Genomic DNA, 16,304 nt, shown 5'->3' with positions numbered 1-16,304 from the left:
ACGCATGGTCAGATGGGCCTGCCGCGCGATCTCGCCACTGACCATGCGATTTGAGAAAACCTAAAGAGTAACAATTTTTTGCCCAGCTTCGTCTCATATTCGACAAGGTTTGACAGTGACAGGCTCAGAGGCGTATTTCGGTCACTGAGGCGCGCATGTGTTCCTTGTTCATCGATGACGAGGGGAAGGCAAAACACATGAAAAAAAGAGTTTGGGTATCTGCAGGCACGTTATTCTGTTGTGCCGCAATGGTGGGGTGTGCAGGAGTTGCTGGGCTACCGTCCCCTAGGTCAATCACGAAACTGACGAGCGCCACTGCTAAGACACCCCCCAATCATTTGAAAAGTCAAAAAGCGAAACAAAATAATACAACCGCTGCGGCGATGAACAAAGCAAAAGCAAAGACAGCGGTTCAATCGAAGGCACAGCAAACTGGCAATCAAACTTCTTCGGCCAGGGACAAGTCGTCAGCATCGACCAAGTTGCCCGCCATCACGCACTGGGACACGACCGACTATCATCATATTGCCCAAAAAATGCTTGTGCCGGAGGTATATCATCTCCCAGCAGGCGAGGTTGGACTGAGCATTGATGACGGGCCATCACCATATACGCAGCAAATCATCAATGTGTTCAACCAGTATCACGCGCATGCCACGTTCTTTTTTGTCGGCACCAATGTCAAGCGATATCCACAGGTGGTTAAAAACGCGGCGGCCAGTGGGGACTTGGTGGAAGACCATTCCATGAGCCACCCAGATTTCTTCACCATTTCACCAGCGGAACAAATGGCTCAAATTGATGATGACGCACAGCTGATATCCGGGCTCACAGGGCAGCCTGTTCGGTTATTTCGCCCCCCTTACGAAAATTTTAACAACGTGACAGAGCAGATTTTAAAACGGGATGGCATGGCCCTGGCGCTGTGGAATCGAGATCCACGCGATTGGGCTGCAGAGAGCGCTGATGAGATTGTACATGCAGTCGTCGATGACAATCCGTCAGGCGGGGTATTTGATTTGCACGACAAAGCTCTTACACTAGCGGCTTTGCCAGAGATTCTGCAAGGATTGGAAGCCCAGCATTTAAAAATTGTCGTTTTGCCCACACCCAAAGTCACGTCGGGTGTAAATTCCGCGTCACGTTGAAATGGTTGGCGTTTTGCCTGCTGTCGGCATTCATCTCCTCACATTTTGTTCAGAGAAGCGCTAACGAAATAAATTTCGCTTTGCAGGCTTATTTTATATGGAATGTCGATGTAATTCTGCTTTAAAATAAGTATTTTAAAGGGCCAAATAAAGAGAGCGTTGTCCGACTTAAAAAGAGAAGAGATCAAACAGGGAGCGCAATGTTTAAACAGGCGCACATATTTTGGGGGGAATGCGGTTTGAAGCTCGTTTTGTTAAGTGGTGGATCAGGCAAGCGATTATGGCCAATGTCGAATGATATTCGTTCTAAGCAGTTTCTGCGTGTGCTGCCTAGTGCTCACTCGCCAAGGCCCCAGTCTATGCTGCAACGTGTGTGGCATCAGTTGAACATCTGCGGATTGCAGCAAGACACATACGTCTGCGCTTCAAAATCGCAGGCCGAAATGATTCAGAGTCAGATTGGCAATGTGCCATTGATTCAAGAACCCATGCGGCGGGACACCTTTCCAGCGATTGCGCTATCCACGTTGTACTTGCTGGATGTAGAAGGGATGTCCGCTGAGGAACCGATTGCAATCTGTCCTGTGGATCACTATGTCGACGATCACTACTTTTGCGAAATACAAAAACTCGGAGCACTATTAACTGACGCTGCAGCGGAGTTGGCTTTAATGGGTGTTGAACCGACATCACCTACGAGCAAATTCGGCTATATTGTGACTGGACAAAAAGCGTATCAGCAACATGCGGGTCTGCGGGTGGAGTCGTTTGTTGAAAAACCTGATGAACCGAAGGCAGTCAAGTTAATCGAGCGAGGCGCACTGTGGAACTGTGGTGTATTTTGTTTTCGCGCAGCCACGATTTTAGATGTCTTGGCTGAACGTGGTTGGCCGATGACATATGCAGAATGCCTCAAGACGTTTGCGACCTTGCCCAAACGTAGCTTTGACTATGAAGTGGTAGAGCGGGCAAAATCCATCGTCGTCCATCCTTATCGAGGCGAATGGAATGATCTCGGCACATGGGCGGCGCTTTCGAGCCACATGTCATCGCCCATTGTCGGCCAAGGGATTGAGCATGCATGTGAAGGTACGCAGATCATCAACGAACTAGGGATTCCCGTTGTGGGCATGGGCTTGAAAGATACGATTATCGTTGCGACGCCAGATGGCATTTTGGCAGCCGATAAAGATGTCAGTGCGTGTTTGAAGGATGTCGTCGGTGATTTGCAAAACCGACCGATGTACGAGGAAAAGATCTGGGGGACATATCGCGTCCTGGATTATCAAAAGCTGGCCGATGGCACAGAGGTTTTGACCAAAAACATCGAACTGTACCCGAATATGAACATCAGCTATCACAAACATATGAAGCGCAGTGAAGTCTGGACCATCATCGAAGGGGATGGAGAGGTCATCCTCGATTCTGGGCGCGCGTTGATTGGGCCTGGCGATGTGGTGCGAGTCTATGCGGATCAGTGGCATGCGATTCGCACAGAGACGGGTTTAAAATTTATCGAGGTCCAACGAGGCAGTGAATTGACGGAAGAGGACATCGTACGAAAATACTTGACATGGGCAGAATTGGAGACGGCTTTGAGCATTGGCGCAGGGCGTGTATAAACCCCGGTCATTCAGAAAGGGCGTCAACGCGTCGCGTATAGTTTTTTCAGATGAGACAAACGTTAATCACAGACCGCCCTGGGTGTGAACTACAAGTCTGATGCGGTAGGTGAGAACCGTGAATGTCCATGAAATGATTATGTACATACTTGTCGGTATTTTTGTGATTTTGTTGTTTGGGTACGGCATTGTGCTGGGGGACAGATGGTTGCGTAGAAAAGCGGATCGACATGACGATTGAAGAGACAAATGATGATTTCATGGTATGAGAAAGTGGAGATGCGCGCTCGGTTTGAGCGGCGCCTCCACTTTTGTCGTCAAGAAGAGCTAGAAGCATCGGCTTGGGGCAAATGGGATGTGCATGCAGGACAGCGCGTGGCCTGTGGGTCAATTTCCGATAGACAATAGGGACAGTGCGGCTTCGCTGGCGCTGCTTCTTCTTGCTTCTTGCGGTTGGACAAACGGTTGAGCTGTTTGACCACGATGAACATGACGATGGCAATGATGATAAAATTGATGACTGTGTTGAGGAATTGGCCAATGTTGATGGTTGGCGCTCCGGCTGCTTGAGCAGCTTGAAATGAGTTGTAGTGTTTGCCGCTTAAATTGATATACAAATTCGAGAAGTCAACGCGCCCGATGACCAGCCCGATGGGCGGCATGATGATATCGTTGACAATAGAAGTAGCGACTTTGCTGAAAGCCGAGCCGATGACAAACCCGATGGTCAAATCGACTAGGTTTCCCCGTAGCGCAAATTCTTTAAATTCTTTCCACATGTGTTTTAACCTCCATCCAAAGGCGTGATCGAGCATTGCGGTCAAACAAATGGAATCATATCATGTTTATCTGTTCAGAAAATTACGCAATCGGTGATATAGTGTCTCCACATCGTGAAACGCGAATTGGAGATCCACCAATTCGCCGCTTTCTATGTAGGCCAGCGCGGGAATGCTTTGTACCCGCCAACGCTGAAGTAGAGGACCAGCAAAATTCGCATCACAGGTGTAAATGATCACGTCGTTCATTGTGGCGTCGACCACTTCCAGCATCTTGCGAGCCACTTTACAAGTGCCGCACATCGGCGTGTAAAAGTAAATGACTTGACGGTTTTGCCACCGGGCCAACGGTTTGATGTCATCCATCCGAATTTCCTGCAGCACGTCGCTTCTCCTCCTCATGGTTTTGTACGTGTGCCATTGCTTACATTGCCTAGGCAAGCCTAATTCTCTGTATCTAGACGAATATCCGGGGCTCACATTCACCTATATGCATTGTATGGGAGTGTGCCATGGTCGCACAAATTGAGGAGGAGGGATTTCCATGTACGGCGTATTTGGCGGTTACACTCGTTGGGCGGTTGTGTTCTTGATCATCTTCGTTTTATTCTTCCTGCTTGTACCTGGTTATACCAGCACAACCACCTGTACGACCACGACCACACCTGTTCTTTAACTCACCTAAAAACTCACCTAAAAAAAATCAGAAAAGAATGGTTTCATGCCGTGAAGCCGTTCTTTTTTTCATTGAGCTTGTCCAGTAAACGTCTGCCACGGGCGCGCGCCTCCTCCTGCGCCAACTTTGGCACGCGCCTTGTGGTTGAACTCATGAACATTCTTCGCTCCATTATCGATTCGGTCAATAGGGCAGTGGTCGATTGACAGGCATGCCCGGTTGCGCGCCAATCTGGGGATGTTGGATGGCCCAGGGCGAGTATAAGGATGGATGAGTTGGTGCGCCTCCATAGCCTCCATACATTTGTGGAGGATAGCCGTTGCCAGGCATGGCACCATAAGGCATGCCGAAACCAGGCGCGCCATAGCCAGGATACCCGTAACGTCTTGCTCTTGCTCCTCTGTTGGCTGCGAGCCCTCCGAATAAAAGGAACATGGGTAGAAAACACGGTGTAGCGTCGACTTGTGTCCGGCGTTTCATAGATTTGCCCCCTTTCGTACAGCGTATGGCCACGCACGGAAATTGACCGGGCGGTTTACAATGAATGTTCGCACGCTATGCGTGATAAAATGGGGGTGGGGAGTTTGCTGCTTTGACATATCATGAAAGTAGGGTCACAGCGGTGATCATCTCCATGGAAGGAAGTTGAGCGATATGCAGATACGACCGACTTCACGCAAGGTGATTATCGTGGAAGGGAAGACTGACAAAGCGCGGATTTTGCGTGTACTTCGTGAGGAGGTACAGGTGGTCTGCACGAAAGGCACGCTTAGTTACGAACAAGTGGAAAATGAAATTGTTCCGTTGCAAAAAGATGAGGTATACATCCTTGTCGATGCCGACGCGCCGGGAAATCACCTTCGCAAACAACTCAGACATGAACTGCCGAATGCCATTGATTTATACACGCGCAAATCTTATCGCGAAGTAGCCAGAACACCCTTGGAATATTTGGCTAAGATTTTCTCGGATGCTTACTTCGAAGTCGATGAGACGCTGCTGCACTCTTTTGCAAAGAACGCTCATTCATTTTGACATCTCGTTTTAGGTACCTTGGCTTTCGCGAGCACAGGGGTTGGCTGTGAGATGCCAAAACAAATGAACCGCACGCCTCACGGTGTGTGGTTCATTTGCGTAAATCACCTACTCAGTTCTGGGCGGTGATGATGTCTGGGCCGTTTTCGGTGATCACGAGCGTATGCTCGTACTGCGTGCTCAGTTGCCCATCAGCTGTGCGCGCCGTCCAGCCGTCGTCATCCAAAGTGCACTCGTATGTGCCGACGTTGACCATCGGTTCGATGGTGAAAGCCATGCCCTTCTTGATGCGGGCGCCGCGGTGGGGCGGGCCAAAATGGAGCACTTCGGGGCTCTCGTGCATTTGCCGACCGATGCCGTGGCCGATATAGTCGCGGACGACGGAGAGCCCTTCCGCTTCGACGTACGTCTGAATCGCGTGGCCGATGTCGGAGATCTGGTTGCCGATGACTGAAACTTCGATCCCCTTGTACAGCGCTGCCTCGGTGACTTCAAGCAGCTTTTTCGCCACAGGGCTCACTTCACCAACGGCATAACTCCACGCAGAATCCGCATGAAGGCCTTTGTGGAGCGCGACCATGTCCACGGTGATGATATCCCCTTCTTGTAACACTTGGTCGCTTGGAAACCCGTGGCACACGACATCGTTCAGAGAGGTGCAGGAGGCATACGGATAACCTTTGTACCCCTTTTGCGCCGGCTCCATGTTGTATTTGCGCATAAACGATTCGACAAACGCGTCAATCTCCATGGTGGTGATGCCTGGTCGAATAAACGTGCGCAGACCTTCGTGGCAACCTGCAACCACTTTGCCTGCTTCCTTCATCAAATGAATTTCATGCTTGCTTTTCAGTACGATCACGATGGTGATGCCTCCAAACGTCTTCAATCTACGTTGTGTAGGTTCTTGGATAGATTGTGGTTACAAGCCTGTCGGCGCGCTGACAACGTGCGTGGACAAGAAAATTACACCGATGACAACGCCAACGACAAACAGGCATGCGGTCTTCTTTATGCTGAGATGTTCGCCGCCAGGGCGATAACGTACGAGCAACGTGAACAAAACACCTATGACAATGACGAGAACGAGTTCGAGTAATGTATGCAAATGCGCGCCGCCTCTCCGGTAGTGGTCGACTTTGATTGTGCCACAAATGCCCCCTACTTTGCACGTAAATCGCCGATTGGATTTTCGATTGTCCCCAAGTAGACCGCCATGCGTGATGCGTCCCGCACCAGCAGCATCATGAAAATGTCAATCAATCGAGGCATCCCTTCATCATGCAGTTTGTCCCAGGATGGGCTAAAATGATGCCAACGAGATGAAGGGGGCGCTTGTGATGATTTTGGGCATCGGCAGCGACATTGCTGAAACGACGCGGATTCGTCAGGCCATCGAGCGGCATGGACAGCCTTTTTTGCGCCGGGTGCTCGGTGCGGCGGAACAGAAACAGTGTGCGCAGTACGGCCCTGTGCGCTTGGCGGAATTCGTCGCAGGTCGATTTGCGGCGAAGGAGGCGTTGGCCAAGGCTGTCGGATGTGGTTTGGCGAAATTGTCCATGGCCAGCGTTTCGCTGATGGTCACTGATGACGGATTGCACGTGATGTGGGAAGCTCGCTCTGCGTTGCAGCGGTTGGGGGCGCGTGATCGACTCCACGTCAGTATCAGTCATACGGAACAAATTGCATTTGCAACCGCGATTTGGGAACGGTTGTAAAGTCCGTGATGGCTGTGCGCAAAGCGAGCACAGCGACAAAAAGCAACGATAGGCGCAGTTACTGCGCACAGGCTTGTCAAGTTTGTACATATTGTATGGACGGGCCGAATATCCATATATCAATCCTCGAGGAGGGTACTGTGTGTATCTGGTCACGAGTGAACAAATGCGGTGTTTCGATCACCACACCATCGAAACATGCAAAGTTCCTGCAATTGTGTTGATGGACCACGCTGGGAAAAGTGTGGCGGAAGCTGTAGCTGAATATGGCGTGTCATCCATTGTGATCGCCTGTGGCAAAGGCAACAATGGTGGCGATGGTTGGCTGGCGGCTCGGTGGTTGCGCCACATGGGTTACGCCGTGCGTGTGGTGTCCGCAGTCGACCCGGACACCGAGTTGTCCAATGATGCGCACCGAGCTTTTGAGATGGCCGTGGCAGTCGGCGTTCCGTGGCAGTGCTACACAGAAGGGTGTCTGGCCGAAATGAAGCCAGCCGTGTATGTGGATGCGCTGCTTGGCACAGGGTGTACAAGGGCCTTGGCGGGAAAATGGGCGAGTATGGTTCGTGAAATGAACGAAACCAAAGCGCCCATTGTCGCTGTGGATATCCCCACAGGCGTCAATGCATCGACAGGTGAAGTGTACGATGTGGCTGTACAGGCGACTGAAACGATCGCCATGGCGTTTGAAAAGCTGGGGACCGCTGTGACACCTGGAGCAAACCATGCCGGTCAGGTGCGCGTCGTCGATATCGGGATCACAGCGCCGTTGCCGGAGGGAATGGCTGTATACGTTGATCCTCGTTCGCACGGGCAAGGATGGGGCGAACGCGGCGTGTTGAGCCACAAAGGAACCTACGGCCGATGTGGTATCGTCGTCGGCCAGATGCAAGGTGCCGCGATGCTCGCTGCGGCAGGTGCCGCGCGGGCAGGGGCAGGACTCGTCGTTCTCTCTTGTGATGAACTTGTTTCCCCTGCTGTTGCGCCAGACTATGTCGTGCGCAAGGAGGCAGACCCGCTCGTTGCCTTGGCTGATTGTCAGTCTGTCGTCATCGGACCTGGGCTGGGCAAAGGGCAGGCCCTGGTCCGTAAAGCGTTGACCGCATCTAAGGCTGACACGATGCGGTCTTGGCGGGGCGTCATTGACGCGGACGGGCTGGCAGACTTGATTGAGGAAGGTCAACTGTTGCAGATTGGCGATGAATGGGTGTTGACGCCGCATCCAAAGGAATGTGCGCTTCTGCTCGGTTGGACCACTGCACAAGTGCAGGCAAAACGAATCTCGGCGGCCACCCAACTTGCTGCCCAAACAGGCGCCATCGTCCTTTTGAAAGGCTATCGAACGGTCATTGCGAGGCCAGACGGACAAATACGAATCAATCCGACAGGAAATGCATCCCTGGCTGTCGGTGGCAGTGGGGATTTGTTGGCTGGCATCATTGGCAGTTTGATTGCGCAAGGGTTGAATGGATTCGCCGCGGCTTCGTTGGGCGCGTGGCTGCATGGTCGGGCAGGGGAACTTGCGGGAGCGGCGCTAACGCCAGTGAGCACGACAGCTTCCGACATCGAAAAATATATTTCCCGAGCAATCATGACGTTCTTCGACATTGTGCAAGCGGAACTTTGATGTTTCATGATGGTGTGTGTCGGAGAAAGGCGAGGTGGCTATGCGAAAGGTTACTACAGTCGTACTGGCACTCGGACTGATGAGTGGCGTTGTCGCTGGCTGTGGCATCCCGACAGGTCAGTCGGTCAATCAGAAAATCCAGACACACGCACAACAACTGGATGAAAAGAACTATCAGAGTGAAGCCATGATGACGGTTCAAATGGACGATAACAATCAGACATATTATGTGAAGGTGTCCTATGAATCGCCAGAGGTCTACAAAATTGAATTGGGAAATCAGGATAAACAGATTCATCAAATCATCGTACACAACCAAAACGGCATGTTTATCGTCAGCCCATCACTTGGCAAAGTCTTTCGTTTCAATGGCAATTGGGCGCAGAACCAAGGGCAGATTTATCTCTATGATCAGTTGCTGAAACAGATCAGCAGCAAGGACGTGAAGATGACGAGATCGGGCGGGACTTATCAGTTCACTGTGCCAGTCACACCTGCGAGTGATACCATCAGCAGTCAGCAGGTGGTTCTGAACAAGGACTTGAATCCGACGTCCGTATCGCTTTTGGATAAGGATGGGAAGGCAGCGGTTTCTCTCAAATATACGTCCTTTAAGACGGGTGTGCAGTTCCAGGCAAACGCGTTTAACCCGCAGTCCATGGTGACAGATAAGGAGACAGCAAAAACGACCATGACGGGGGACGAACAAAGTTTCGGTTCAATTGAGGCCAAGGCCATGTATGGAGCGAAGTTGACCAGTTCCAAGCAAATGAGCGAGACCAGTGCACTCCTTCGGTACACTGGAGCGCATAACTACTTGTTGCAGGAATGGCGACCGACACAAGGCGCTTCAGCGACGCCTGACGGTCAATTGGTGAATATGTACGGCGTGCCAGCCATGTATTCAGGCAATGACCAAGTGGGCAGTTTAACTTGGATCGACAATGGCGTTGAGTTCTCATTGACGAGCAATGATTTAAACTTAGATCAGCTCGAAAATGTCGCACTGTCGACACTCGGTCAAATCGGAAAATAAAATCGAAGCACAAAACCCGGCCAGCAGACATTTGCTGTGGCCGGGTTTTTTCTATGTACAGATATCGGCGTTCCTTGATACACTTTGACTGACGAGGTGAGCAACATGTATCGAGGGACGTTCAGCATCATTGATTTACGGGCATTATCCCATAATTTACAGGTGCTCAAACGGCGTTTGGCGCCGGACACAAGACTTCTGATTGCCGTCAAGGCGAATGCTTATGGCCATGGCCTTGAACCTGTGATGAACGTGGTTATGCAAGGGCCAGTCGCGCAAGTGGCAGTGGCCACACTGGAAGAGGCACTGGCCATTCGGAAAGCAGGATACGATATACCCATCTTGTTGTTTGGCGCGCTGGGACCTCTTGAATTGACAATTGCCGCAAGGCATCAGGTCGAGGTGAGCTACATCCCGACTTGGGACGACTATTCAATTTTGCCGCAGTTTTATCCTCCCTTGAAAGTGCATATTCCGCTAGACACAGGTATGAACCGCATCGGATTTAAATCGATAGAATCGACCAAAGCATTTCTGGATTGGGTTCGATCACGCTCGGATGTCATTTGGAGCGGCGTGTATACGCACTTGGCCTGTGCAGACGCGTCGTCAGATGAGCATGCCCAAGCGCAAATCAGGCAATTTCGCGCTTGGTTGCGTGAACTAGAACAAGATGGATATCAGGTTCCGTTGGCGCATGCCGCCAACAGCGCGGGGGCGTGGCGAGATCCGGCGTGGCATTTTGATATGGTCCGGGTGGGCATTTCCGCATATGGTTACTCGCCAGATGATGATGTGCTTGCAATGCCAGAATTGCGTCCGGTAATGCATGTATACAGTTCCATTTCTCGCATAGAAACGGTCAATTCAGGTGAAACCATCTCATATGGCGCAACTTATCGGGCAGACAGGAGAATGCGGGTAGCGACTGTGCAAATGGGCTATGCGGATGGCTATCCGCGCGTGTTGTCGAATCAGGGGACGATGTTGGTGCGCGGTCAAAAGGCGCTGGTTGTCGGTCGTGTCTGCATGGATCAATTGATGTTGGACGTGTCGCACATCGAAGATGTCCAGGTAGGAGATTTCGTCACGGTCTTTGGCGCCGATACGCCTGCTGCGCTGACGCCACAGGCGTGGGGACAAACTGCTGCGGAACAGCGTGAACGATGGCTGGTAGACATATTTTCACAACAGCAGATAGGGACGCAACAACTGCTTCCGCTCAATCATTTGGCTACACTCGCTGGGACCATTTCATATGAATTGCTCTGTCAAATCAGCGCGCGCGTGCCAAAATTATATGTGCAATAAACTGTTCTCAAAGCGTAGTTGGGTACCTTATTGGGTACCTTAAAACAAGAGAATCGACATTTTTTGCGGCGCATTTTGTCGAAGTTTTTGACCTGCCCCCCGAAGGAGGTTATAATAGCCGTTATGATAAGTGTCACCAGTGCAGTGGAGGTGCCGCGCGTGTCCGGGAAAAAACGCATGGTAGTCTACGTTCCGGAGCAATTGCTAGAACAGGTGGATGGCTTCGCACAAACCGACTGCGCAAATCGCAGTCAAATTGTACGAGAAGCATTGCGTATGTATGTATCAAGCCATCGCAAAAACGATATTCGTGAACAGATGCAGCAAGGGTATCAGGAAATGGCACGCTTAAATTTGCGTATTGCTTCCGAATCATTTCCCCTGGAACAAGAAGCAGGAGGCACGGTTGAACGCTTAGTAAGCGGGGTGTAATTGATTGAATGTCAAACGAGGGGACATCTTCTTTGCCGATTTGTCACCCGTTGTCGGTTCAGAACAAGGCGGGTTTCGCCCTGTTTTGATTATTCAAAACGACATCGGAAATCGATTTAGCCCCACAGTGATTGTTGCTGCTATTACTGCCCAAATCCAAAAGGCCAAGTTGCCGACGCACGTTGAAATCCCCGCGCAGAAATATGGTTTGGAGCGGGATTCGGTCGTTCTTTTGGAGCAGTTGCGCACACTCGACAAGCAACGTTTGACAGACAAAATTACGCATCTGGACGAACCGATGATGAAAATGGTCAACGACGGTTTGCTGATTAGCTTAGGTCTGGTTGAGTTTTGATTCGTTCAAAAGATTTCGCTTGATAGACCGCCATACGTGATGTGTGTCACGCCAGCAGCAGCATGAAAATGTGGATGGATTGCAGCATCGCGGATGGCGCAGTAACAGTACCGCTCATTTTTGGGATTGGGGGGACGGATGACAAGTCCGTCTTTTTTTATTGGGAAAATTGAAGTGTCCTTTGATTTTACATAGCATGTCGAGGAGTGAAGAGCAGTGTCACAAGTGAGAGAAGCGTCGCAAATTCGGGATTTTTCGCTGGCCGAAGCCGGTGAGTTAAAAATTGATTGGGTGCGCGAGCATATGCCACTTTTGCGGCAACTTGAAGTGCGATTCCGTGAGGAACAACCGTTTGCTGGCAAGCGGATATCCGTCTGTCTCCATTTGGAGGCAAAGACTGCCTACTTGGCGTTGGTCGTGCAGGCGGGGGGCGCACATGTGGCGTTGGCGGGCAGCAATCCTCTTTCGACACAAGATGATGTCGCTGCGGCACTGGTCAAGCGAGGTGTGACGACACATGCTTGGTATGACGCGACGCCGGAGGAGTATAGAGCGCATTTGCGCGCTGTGTTGGATCATCATCCGCAGGGCGTGATCGACGATGGAGCCGATTTGGCGACTATTTTGCATCAGGAGCGGCCTGATCAGGCAAAGGAAATCATCGGCGGTTGTGAGGAGACGACGACGGGCATCATTCGCTTGCGCGCAATGAGTGACGAGGGGATACTGCAGTATCCGATGATTGGTGTGAACGACGCTGATTGTAAGCATTTGTTCGACAATCGCTATGGTACGGGGCAGTCGGTTTGGGATGGTGTCATGCGCACGACCAATTTGGTGATTGCCGGGAAAACTGTAGTCGTAGTCGGATATGGCTGGTGTGGCAAAGGGGTTGCGATGCGTGCCAAGGGGCTCGGCGCCAAAGTGATTGTCTGCGAGGTTGATGCGGTTCGCGCGGTGGAAGCTGTGATGGACGGGTTTGCGGTGATGCCGATTGTCGAAGCGGCGCCGCATGGAGATTATTTTATCACGGTCACTGGCGTCAAAGAGGTCATTCACAAAGCGGCGTTGGCGCGCATGAAAGATGGGGCGATACTTGGCAATGCAGGCCACTTTGACGTGGAGATCAGCAAGCCGGATCTCGACGCTCTGTCTGCGTCGAAGCGACGGGTGCGTCCGAACATTGATGAATACAGACTGCCTGACGGCAGGCGCTTATATCTGATTGCCGAGGGGCGGTTGGTCAATTTGGCAGCCGGGGACGGCCATCCTGCTGAAGTGATGGACATGACGTTCGCGCTTCAGGCGTTGGGTTTGCGCGAAGTCATGACGAACACCTATGCGCCTGGCTTGCATATGATCCCTCGAGCACTCGACTTGGAAGTCGCGCAGATGCGCTTGGCCAGTTGGCAGGTTGAAATCGATACTTTGACAGAAGCGCAAAGCGCGTACCTCCACAGTTGGCAGTGACTTGATTGGAGGGACGGCGATGGTCCGACCGCTAATTGGTTTGACCGGGATGCGACATGTGCGGGCGACAAACTTGCCAGGTATGCCACTGCCAGGGGTTGCGCTGTCTGACGATTATACTGAGGGTGTCGAACGGGCAGGAGGACTGCCAGTCGTCATCCCCTTTTTGTCTGACGATACACTCGCCCAAATCGCGACTCGGCTGGACGGATTGTTGCTAAGCGGCGGTGAGGATGTGGATCCGACCACGTTTGGCGAAGAGCCGATGTATGGACTGGGAAACGTCGTCGCGGAACGAGACAGATTGGAAATCGCCTTGATTCACTTGATGCGCGCCCAAGGTAAGCCTGTGCTGGGCATCTGTCGCGGTATTCAGATGCTCAACGTCGCGCTCGGCGGCACATTGTATCAGGATTTGCCAAGGCAGTGGAAGGGCAAGATTCAACACGCCCAGAAAGCGGCTCGCAATCATGTCAGCCATCGTGTAAAGATTGAACCAGGTAGTCGTCTCGCTGCTTGTTTCGATGGGGAAAAAACCTTGAAAGTGAACAGCTTTCATCATCAGGCCATCCGCAAACTCGCTGAACCGCTGCGTGCAGTGGCATGGGATGCGGAAAATCTGGTCGAGGCGGTGGAGGCCACCTCTGGGCCGTTTATGCTTGGCGTGCAGTGGCATCCAGAGAATTTGTGGCGGACAGATACCAAGACGCTGGGGTTGTTTCGAGCGTTGGTGGAGGCTGTACAAGGAAAGTGACAAGGTGAACGCAAAAGTGAGAAAGCGTTCGCCCAATTGCGAAAGGGCTGCGAATCAGTCACTGTGACTGGCTTGCAGCCCTTTGTTCATTTTCCTGTGATGGTGTCAGGACAGCCAGTGCCAGTCTGTTCCACCATCTGTTGTCTTTAGGATGCCATCGCCAAGCAGCATGTAGCCGTCGTGATCGTCGACAAACGACATGGACACAGCCGTATCCGAAAGAGGCGTGATGAGCGGCATAAATAAACCGCCGTCCTTTTGTGTATCTTTGCGCCATGACTTTCCAGCATTCGTGGTGATGAAAACGGCAGCGGATGCGTCTGAATCCCAGGGATGCTTTTGGGCGAACAGAATCCCCGTGTTTGGGGTCGGATGTGCGATCCCCTCGACCAGCCACCCCTGCGGCAATTTCCATTGGGTCGTAAACTTGCCGGATTGACTGTTGAAACTGAGCAGACTTGTCGTAAACTGCTCGCTTCCTGCTTTCGGTTGGCTGCTGACCGCCAACCAACCATCGTTCTTGTCTGCGAAAGCGAGCGATTGGTTCAGCGCGTTCGGGGTATTGACACTGCTCGACAATCGCCAAGACAAGCCATTCTTGGACTGCAGCAAATCCACTTTTGCGCCCTCTGTCACACCTAAGACATAGCCTGATGAGGTCGCGTACAGATAAGTGGGTTGTACCTCGCCTCGGCTGATGTCTGTTTGCATGCTGCTAGGGAATGTCGTATTCTTTTCAACCGCCCACGTTTTTCCGCCATCATGCGTGACTTCAATGCCCCAGGTTGCTTCGCCATTCTGTTTGTTCTGACCTTGGACGACGATCTCGCCATCGAGCGCATCTTGAAATGAGACGGCGAGTGGTTTTGCGTTTTGGCCAAGATTGGCCACTTTACTCCACGACTGACCGCCATCGCTGGTCTTTAAAATGACATCTTGGTTGGCGACCGTGCCAATGCCATAACCGACCGTCTGATTGACAAAATCAATCGCTGTCGATGGCAATGTCTCCGGATAGATTTGCCGCCAGACGTGTCCACCATCGGTCGACTTTAAGACAGCTGCGCCGCCGCTGTTCAGCGAAGCAGTCGCGTACAGGGTGTTGCCGAAGCGTTGACTGATGGAGGCGTCTCGCCATTCGTTCTGCCTGCTGGCTGGGGTCACTTGGCCGGTAGCTAGGTTCACCACATCCATGCCACCGGCGAATGGGGCAGCTCCTGGATTTTGCGGCACCATTGCGTAACCCGTGTTCGTGACCACGGGTTCACCTTGACCAACGCGTCCTGTAAATTGATTCGGCGTGGTCTTTGACCAGGTTGTGCCGCCGTCGTTGGTCAAATACATCGTCGTATTCCAGTCATCCAAGTCTTTGACGAGGAAGATCCCTTGATTTGCATTGCCGAAAGCCACTTCCGCTTGCCAAACGTGGATCGGCGCTGTTTGGATTGACGTAGTAAACTGTTGGCCGCCATCCGTGGTTTTGAGCAGTCGGACGACAGATTCGGGATCTTGCGGTTCGTTTGTCGTGTTGGCCGCTTGCGGCGTGCTTGTGACGATCCAGCCGGTGTTCGCGTCCACAAAGTGAATGTCTGTTGCACGACCAGTTATGGATAACGTACGCCATGTATTTCCGCCATCGTTCGACGCTAATACGTGCCCACCAATCAGCGCAAAGCCTGTTTGGGCGAACAACGATAGCTTGACATTGTCGGTGGTTGTGTCAGTGGGATCCGTTTCTGTCTTTGTCCACACAGTTTGCCACGACTTCCCTCGGTCAGTCGTCTTCTCTATCGACCACGTATTCGTTTCTGTGGTCGCATTTGCTTTGGGTGTTTTTCCAGATTTCAGAATGACAAATCCCTCGTTGGCATTGATGAACGAGACATCGGCAATGTCGCTGTCAAACTGACCGATTTTCTGCCAGGTCGATCCGCCGTCCTGCGTTGCAAACACTTGTTGGTTTGCGCCAAGGAACCCGTTTTGCGCGTCGATGAAGTCCGGCGTCGTCGCAGTCATGTCCTCTGTCGTCACCGGTTTTTGGCCAGTGACGGCAAGTGTGCCTATTCCTTTCGACGGATCGGCCGTAGGGGCGCTTGCGGTCTTTTGTCCATTGGCATGTATGGCAGTTTTGTCAGTTGTCTTTGCATATACGACAGCGCCGCAAACGCCCAGTGTAATGACTGTCAACAGGGCAGACGTCACAAATTTTGTTCGTTGTAAAGGCATTGGATGGTACGCCTCCTAGTATATTGATGTCACGTACTCCAAAGAGTTTTGAGATAAAATTCTCGTAGTGGTCGGGGTACTACGAATTCCTCCTTGGGACCATTGGTTCTCGATA

Annotated in this window: 19 protein-coding genes; 13 read left to right on the top strand and 6 right to left on the bottom strand. The window is 51.8% G+C overall.

Annotation, left to right across the window (positions count from 1 at the left end):
• Positions 1-197: 197 nt before the first annotated feature.
• The 3 genes from ACFSB2_RS13335 to ACFSB2_RS13325 all read left to right on the top strand — a co-directional run bounded on the left by ACFSB2_RS13335 (position 198) and on the right by ACFSB2_RS13325 (position 3,011).
• Complete coding sequence (locus ACFSB2_RS13335; RefSeq protein ID WP_377943563.1) at positions 198-1,148, top strand: polysaccharide deacetylase family protein; 951 nt, start codon at positions 198-200, stop codon at positions 1,146-1,148.
• Between the two features lie 239 nt (positions 1,149-1,387).
• Positions 1,388-2,770 carry a sugar phosphate nucleotidyltransferase gene (locus ACFSB2_RS13330; RefSeq protein ID WP_377943562.1) on the top strand — a complete coding sequence of 461 codons (1,383 nt, stop codon included), beginning with the start codon at positions 1,388-1,390 and terminating at the stop codon, positions 2,768-2,770.
• A gap of 118 nt (positions 2,771-2,888) precedes the next feature.
• Positions 2,889-3,011: a hypothetical protein gene (locus ACFSB2_RS13325; protein ID WP_377943561.1), complete on the top strand. Its 123-nt coding sequence runs from the start codon at positions 2,889-2,891 to the stop codon at positions 3,009-3,011.
• 76 nt (positions 3,012-3,087) lie between these two features.
• Here ACFSB2_RS13325 and mscL read toward each other — a convergent pair whose 3' ends face one another.
• Together mscL and ACFSB2_RS13315 are read right to left on the bottom strand one after the other, a co-directional pair.
• Positions 3,088-3,549, bottom strand: a complete 462-nt coding sequence (mscL, locus tag ACFSB2_RS13320; RefSeq protein WP_377943560.1) for a large conductance mechanosensitive channel protein MscL — start codon at positions 3,547-3,549, stop codon at positions 3,088-3,090.
• Positions 3,550-3,615: 66 nt separating this feature from the next.
• On the bottom strand, positions 3,616-3,933 hold the full coding sequence (locus ACFSB2_RS13315) for a thioredoxin family protein (protein WP_377943559.1): 318 nt from the start codon (positions 3,931-3,933) through the stop codon (positions 3,616-3,618).
• Positions 3,934-4,093: 160 nt separating this feature from the next.
• Here ACFSB2_RS13315 and ACFSB2_RS13310 point away from each other — a divergent pair, with 160 nt between their 5' ends.
• Complete coding sequence (locus ACFSB2_RS13310) at positions 4,094-4,225, top strand: hypothetical protein (RefSeq protein ID WP_377943558.1); 132 nt, start codon at positions 4,094-4,096, stop codon at positions 4,223-4,225.
• A 183-nt stretch (positions 4,226-4,408) separates the two neighbouring features.
• Here the strand turns inward: ACFSB2_RS13310 and ACFSB2_RS13305 are convergent, their stop codons facing one another.
• Positions 4,409-4,705, bottom strand: coding sequence for a hypothetical protein (locus tag ACFSB2_RS13305; RefSeq protein ID WP_377943557.1), 297 nt, complete (start codon positions 4,703-4,705; stop codon positions 4,409-4,411).
• A 174-nt stretch (positions 4,706-4,879) separates the two neighbouring features.
• Between ACFSB2_RS13305 and ACFSB2_RS13300 the strand changes: the two genes are divergently transcribed.
• Positions 4,880-5,260 (top strand): toprim domain-containing protein, encoded by a 381-nt coding sequence (locus ACFSB2_RS13300; protein ID WP_377943555.1) that lies wholly within the window; start codon positions 4,880-4,882, stop codon positions 5,258-5,260.
• Between the two features lie 112 nt (positions 5,261-5,372).
• Here ACFSB2_RS13300 and map read toward each other — a convergent pair whose 3' ends face one another.
• Positions 5,373-6,122 (bottom strand): type I methionyl aminopeptidase, encoded by a 750-nt coding sequence (gene map / locus ACFSB2_RS13295; RefSeq protein WP_377943554.1) that lies wholly within the window; start codon positions 6,120-6,122, stop codon positions 5,373-5,375.
• Between the two features lie 60 nt (positions 6,123-6,182).
• Positions 6,183-6,368, bottom strand: coding sequence for a hypothetical protein (locus ACFSB2_RS13290; RefSeq protein ID WP_377943553.1), 186 nt, complete (start codon positions 6,366-6,368; stop codon positions 6,183-6,185).
• A 232-nt stretch (positions 6,369-6,600) separates the two neighbouring features.
• On the opposite strand from ACFSB2_RS13290, the gene acpS reads away from it, so the two are divergent.
• From acpS to ACFSB2_RS13250, 8 genes are all read left to right on the top strand, one after another.
• The gene (gene acpS, locus ACFSB2_RS13285; protein ID WP_377943552.1) at positions 6,601-6,978 is read left to right on the top strand and encodes a holo-ACP synthase; all 378 of its coding nucleotides are present in this window, start codon (positions 6,601-6,603) and stop codon (positions 6,976-6,978) included.
• 142 nt (positions 6,979-7,120) lie between these two features.
• Positions 7,121-8,605, top strand: a complete 1,485-nt coding sequence (locus tag ACFSB2_RS13280) for an NAD(P)H-hydrate dehydratase (protein WP_377943551.1) — start codon at positions 7,121-7,123, stop codon at positions 8,603-8,605.
• A 40-nt stretch (positions 8,606-8,645) separates the two neighbouring features.
• Positions 8,646-9,641 (top strand): LolA family protein, encoded by a 996-nt coding sequence (locus tag ACFSB2_RS13275; protein WP_377943550.1) that lies wholly within the window; start codon positions 8,646-8,648, stop codon positions 9,639-9,641.
• 105 nt (positions 9,642-9,746) lie between these two features.
• Entirely contained in the window at positions 9,747-10,952 is a 1,206-nt protein-coding gene (gene alr, locus ACFSB2_RS13270) for an alanine racemase (RefSeq protein WP_377943549.1), read from the top strand.
• A 123-nt stretch (positions 10,953-11,075) separates the two neighbouring features.
• The gene (locus ACFSB2_RS13265) at positions 11,076-11,384 is read left to right on the top strand and encodes a CopG family ribbon-helix-helix protein (RefSeq protein ID WP_377943548.1); all 309 of its coding nucleotides are present in this window, start codon (positions 11,076-11,078) and stop codon (positions 11,382-11,384) included.
• A gap of 4 nt (positions 11,385-11,388) precedes the next feature.
• Entirely contained in the window at positions 11,389-11,739 is a 351-nt protein-coding gene (locus ACFSB2_RS13260) for a type II toxin-antitoxin system PemK/MazF family toxin (RefSeq protein ID WP_377943547.1), read from the top strand.
• A 216-nt stretch (positions 11,740-11,955) separates the two neighbouring features.
• Positions 11,956-13,209, top strand: coding sequence for an adenosylhomocysteinase (locus tag ACFSB2_RS13255; protein WP_377943546.1), 1,254 nt, complete (start codon positions 11,956-11,958; stop codon positions 13,207-13,209).
• Between the two features lie 19 nt (positions 13,210-13,228).
• Entirely contained in the window at positions 13,229-13,963 is a 735-nt protein-coding gene (locus tag ACFSB2_RS13250; protein WP_377943545.1) for a gamma-glutamyl-gamma-aminobutyrate hydrolase family protein, read from the top strand.
• 105 nt (positions 13,964-14,068) lie between these two features.
• On the opposite strand, the gene ACFSB2_RS13245 is transcribed toward ACFSB2_RS13250, so the two are convergent.
• Complete coding sequence (locus ACFSB2_RS13245) at positions 14,069-16,189, bottom strand: beta propeller repeat protein (RefSeq protein WP_377943544.1); 2,121 nt, start codon at positions 16,187-16,189, stop codon at positions 14,069-14,071.
• Positions 16,190-16,304 lie beyond the last annotated feature (115 nt).

The organism is Alicyclobacillus fodiniaquatilis, from assembly GCF_042678105.1.
In the GTDB taxonomy this organism is placed as follows: Bacteria; Bacillota; Bacilli; order Alicyclobacillales; family Alicyclobacillaceae; genus Alicyclobacillus; species Alicyclobacillus fodiniaquatilis.
This window is presented reverse-complemented; position numbering and strand designations above follow the sequence as displayed.

What these genes read in the sequence shown, in the direction of transcription:
- ACFSB2_RS13335 (WP_377943563.1), top strand. Translation starts at nt 198, where the DNA reads ATGAAAAAAAGAGTTTGGGTATCTGCAGGCACGTTATTCTGTTGTGCC.
- mscL (WP_377943560.1), bottom strand. Translation starts at nt 3,549, where the DNA reads ATGTGGAAAGAATTTAAAGAATTTGCGCTACGGGGAAACCTAGTCGAT.
- ACFSB2_RS13310 (WP_377943558.1), top strand. Translation starts at nt 4,094, where the DNA reads ATGTACGGCGTATTTGGCGGTTACACTCGTTGGGCGGTTGTGTTCTTG.
- ACFSB2_RS13305 (WP_377943557.1), bottom strand. Translation starts at nt 4,705, where the DNA reads ATGAAACGCCGGACACAAGTCGACGCTACACCGTGTTTTCTACCCATG.
- ACFSB2_RS13300 (WP_377943555.1), top strand. Translation starts at nt 4,880, where the DNA reads ATGCAGATACGACCGACTTCACGCAAGGTGATTATCGTGGAAGGGAAG.
- acpS (WP_377943552.1), top strand. Translation starts at nt 6,601, where the DNA reads ATGATTTTGGGCATCGGCAGCGACATTGCTGAAACGACGCGGATTCGT.
- ACFSB2_RS13275 (WP_377943550.1), top strand. Translation starts at nt 8,646, where the DNA reads ATGCGAAAGGTTACTACAGTCGTACTGGCACTCGGACTGATGAGTGGC.
- alr (WP_377943549.1), top strand. Translation starts at nt 9,747, where the DNA reads ATGTATCGAGGGACGTTCAGCATCATTGATTTACGGGCATTATCCCAT.
- ACFSB2_RS13265 (WP_377943548.1), top strand. Translation starts at nt 11,076, where the DNA reads ATGATAAGTGTCACCAGTGCAGTGGAGGTGCCGCGCGTGTCCGGGAAA.
- ACFSB2_RS13250 (WP_377943545.1), top strand. Translation starts at nt 13,229, where the DNA reads ATGGTCCGACCGCTAATTGGTTTGACCGGGATGCGACATGTGCGGGCG.
- ACFSB2_RS13245 (WP_377943544.1), bottom strand. Translation starts at nt 16,189, where the DNA reads ATGCCTTTACAACGAACAAAATTTGTGACGTCTGCCCTGTTGACAGTC.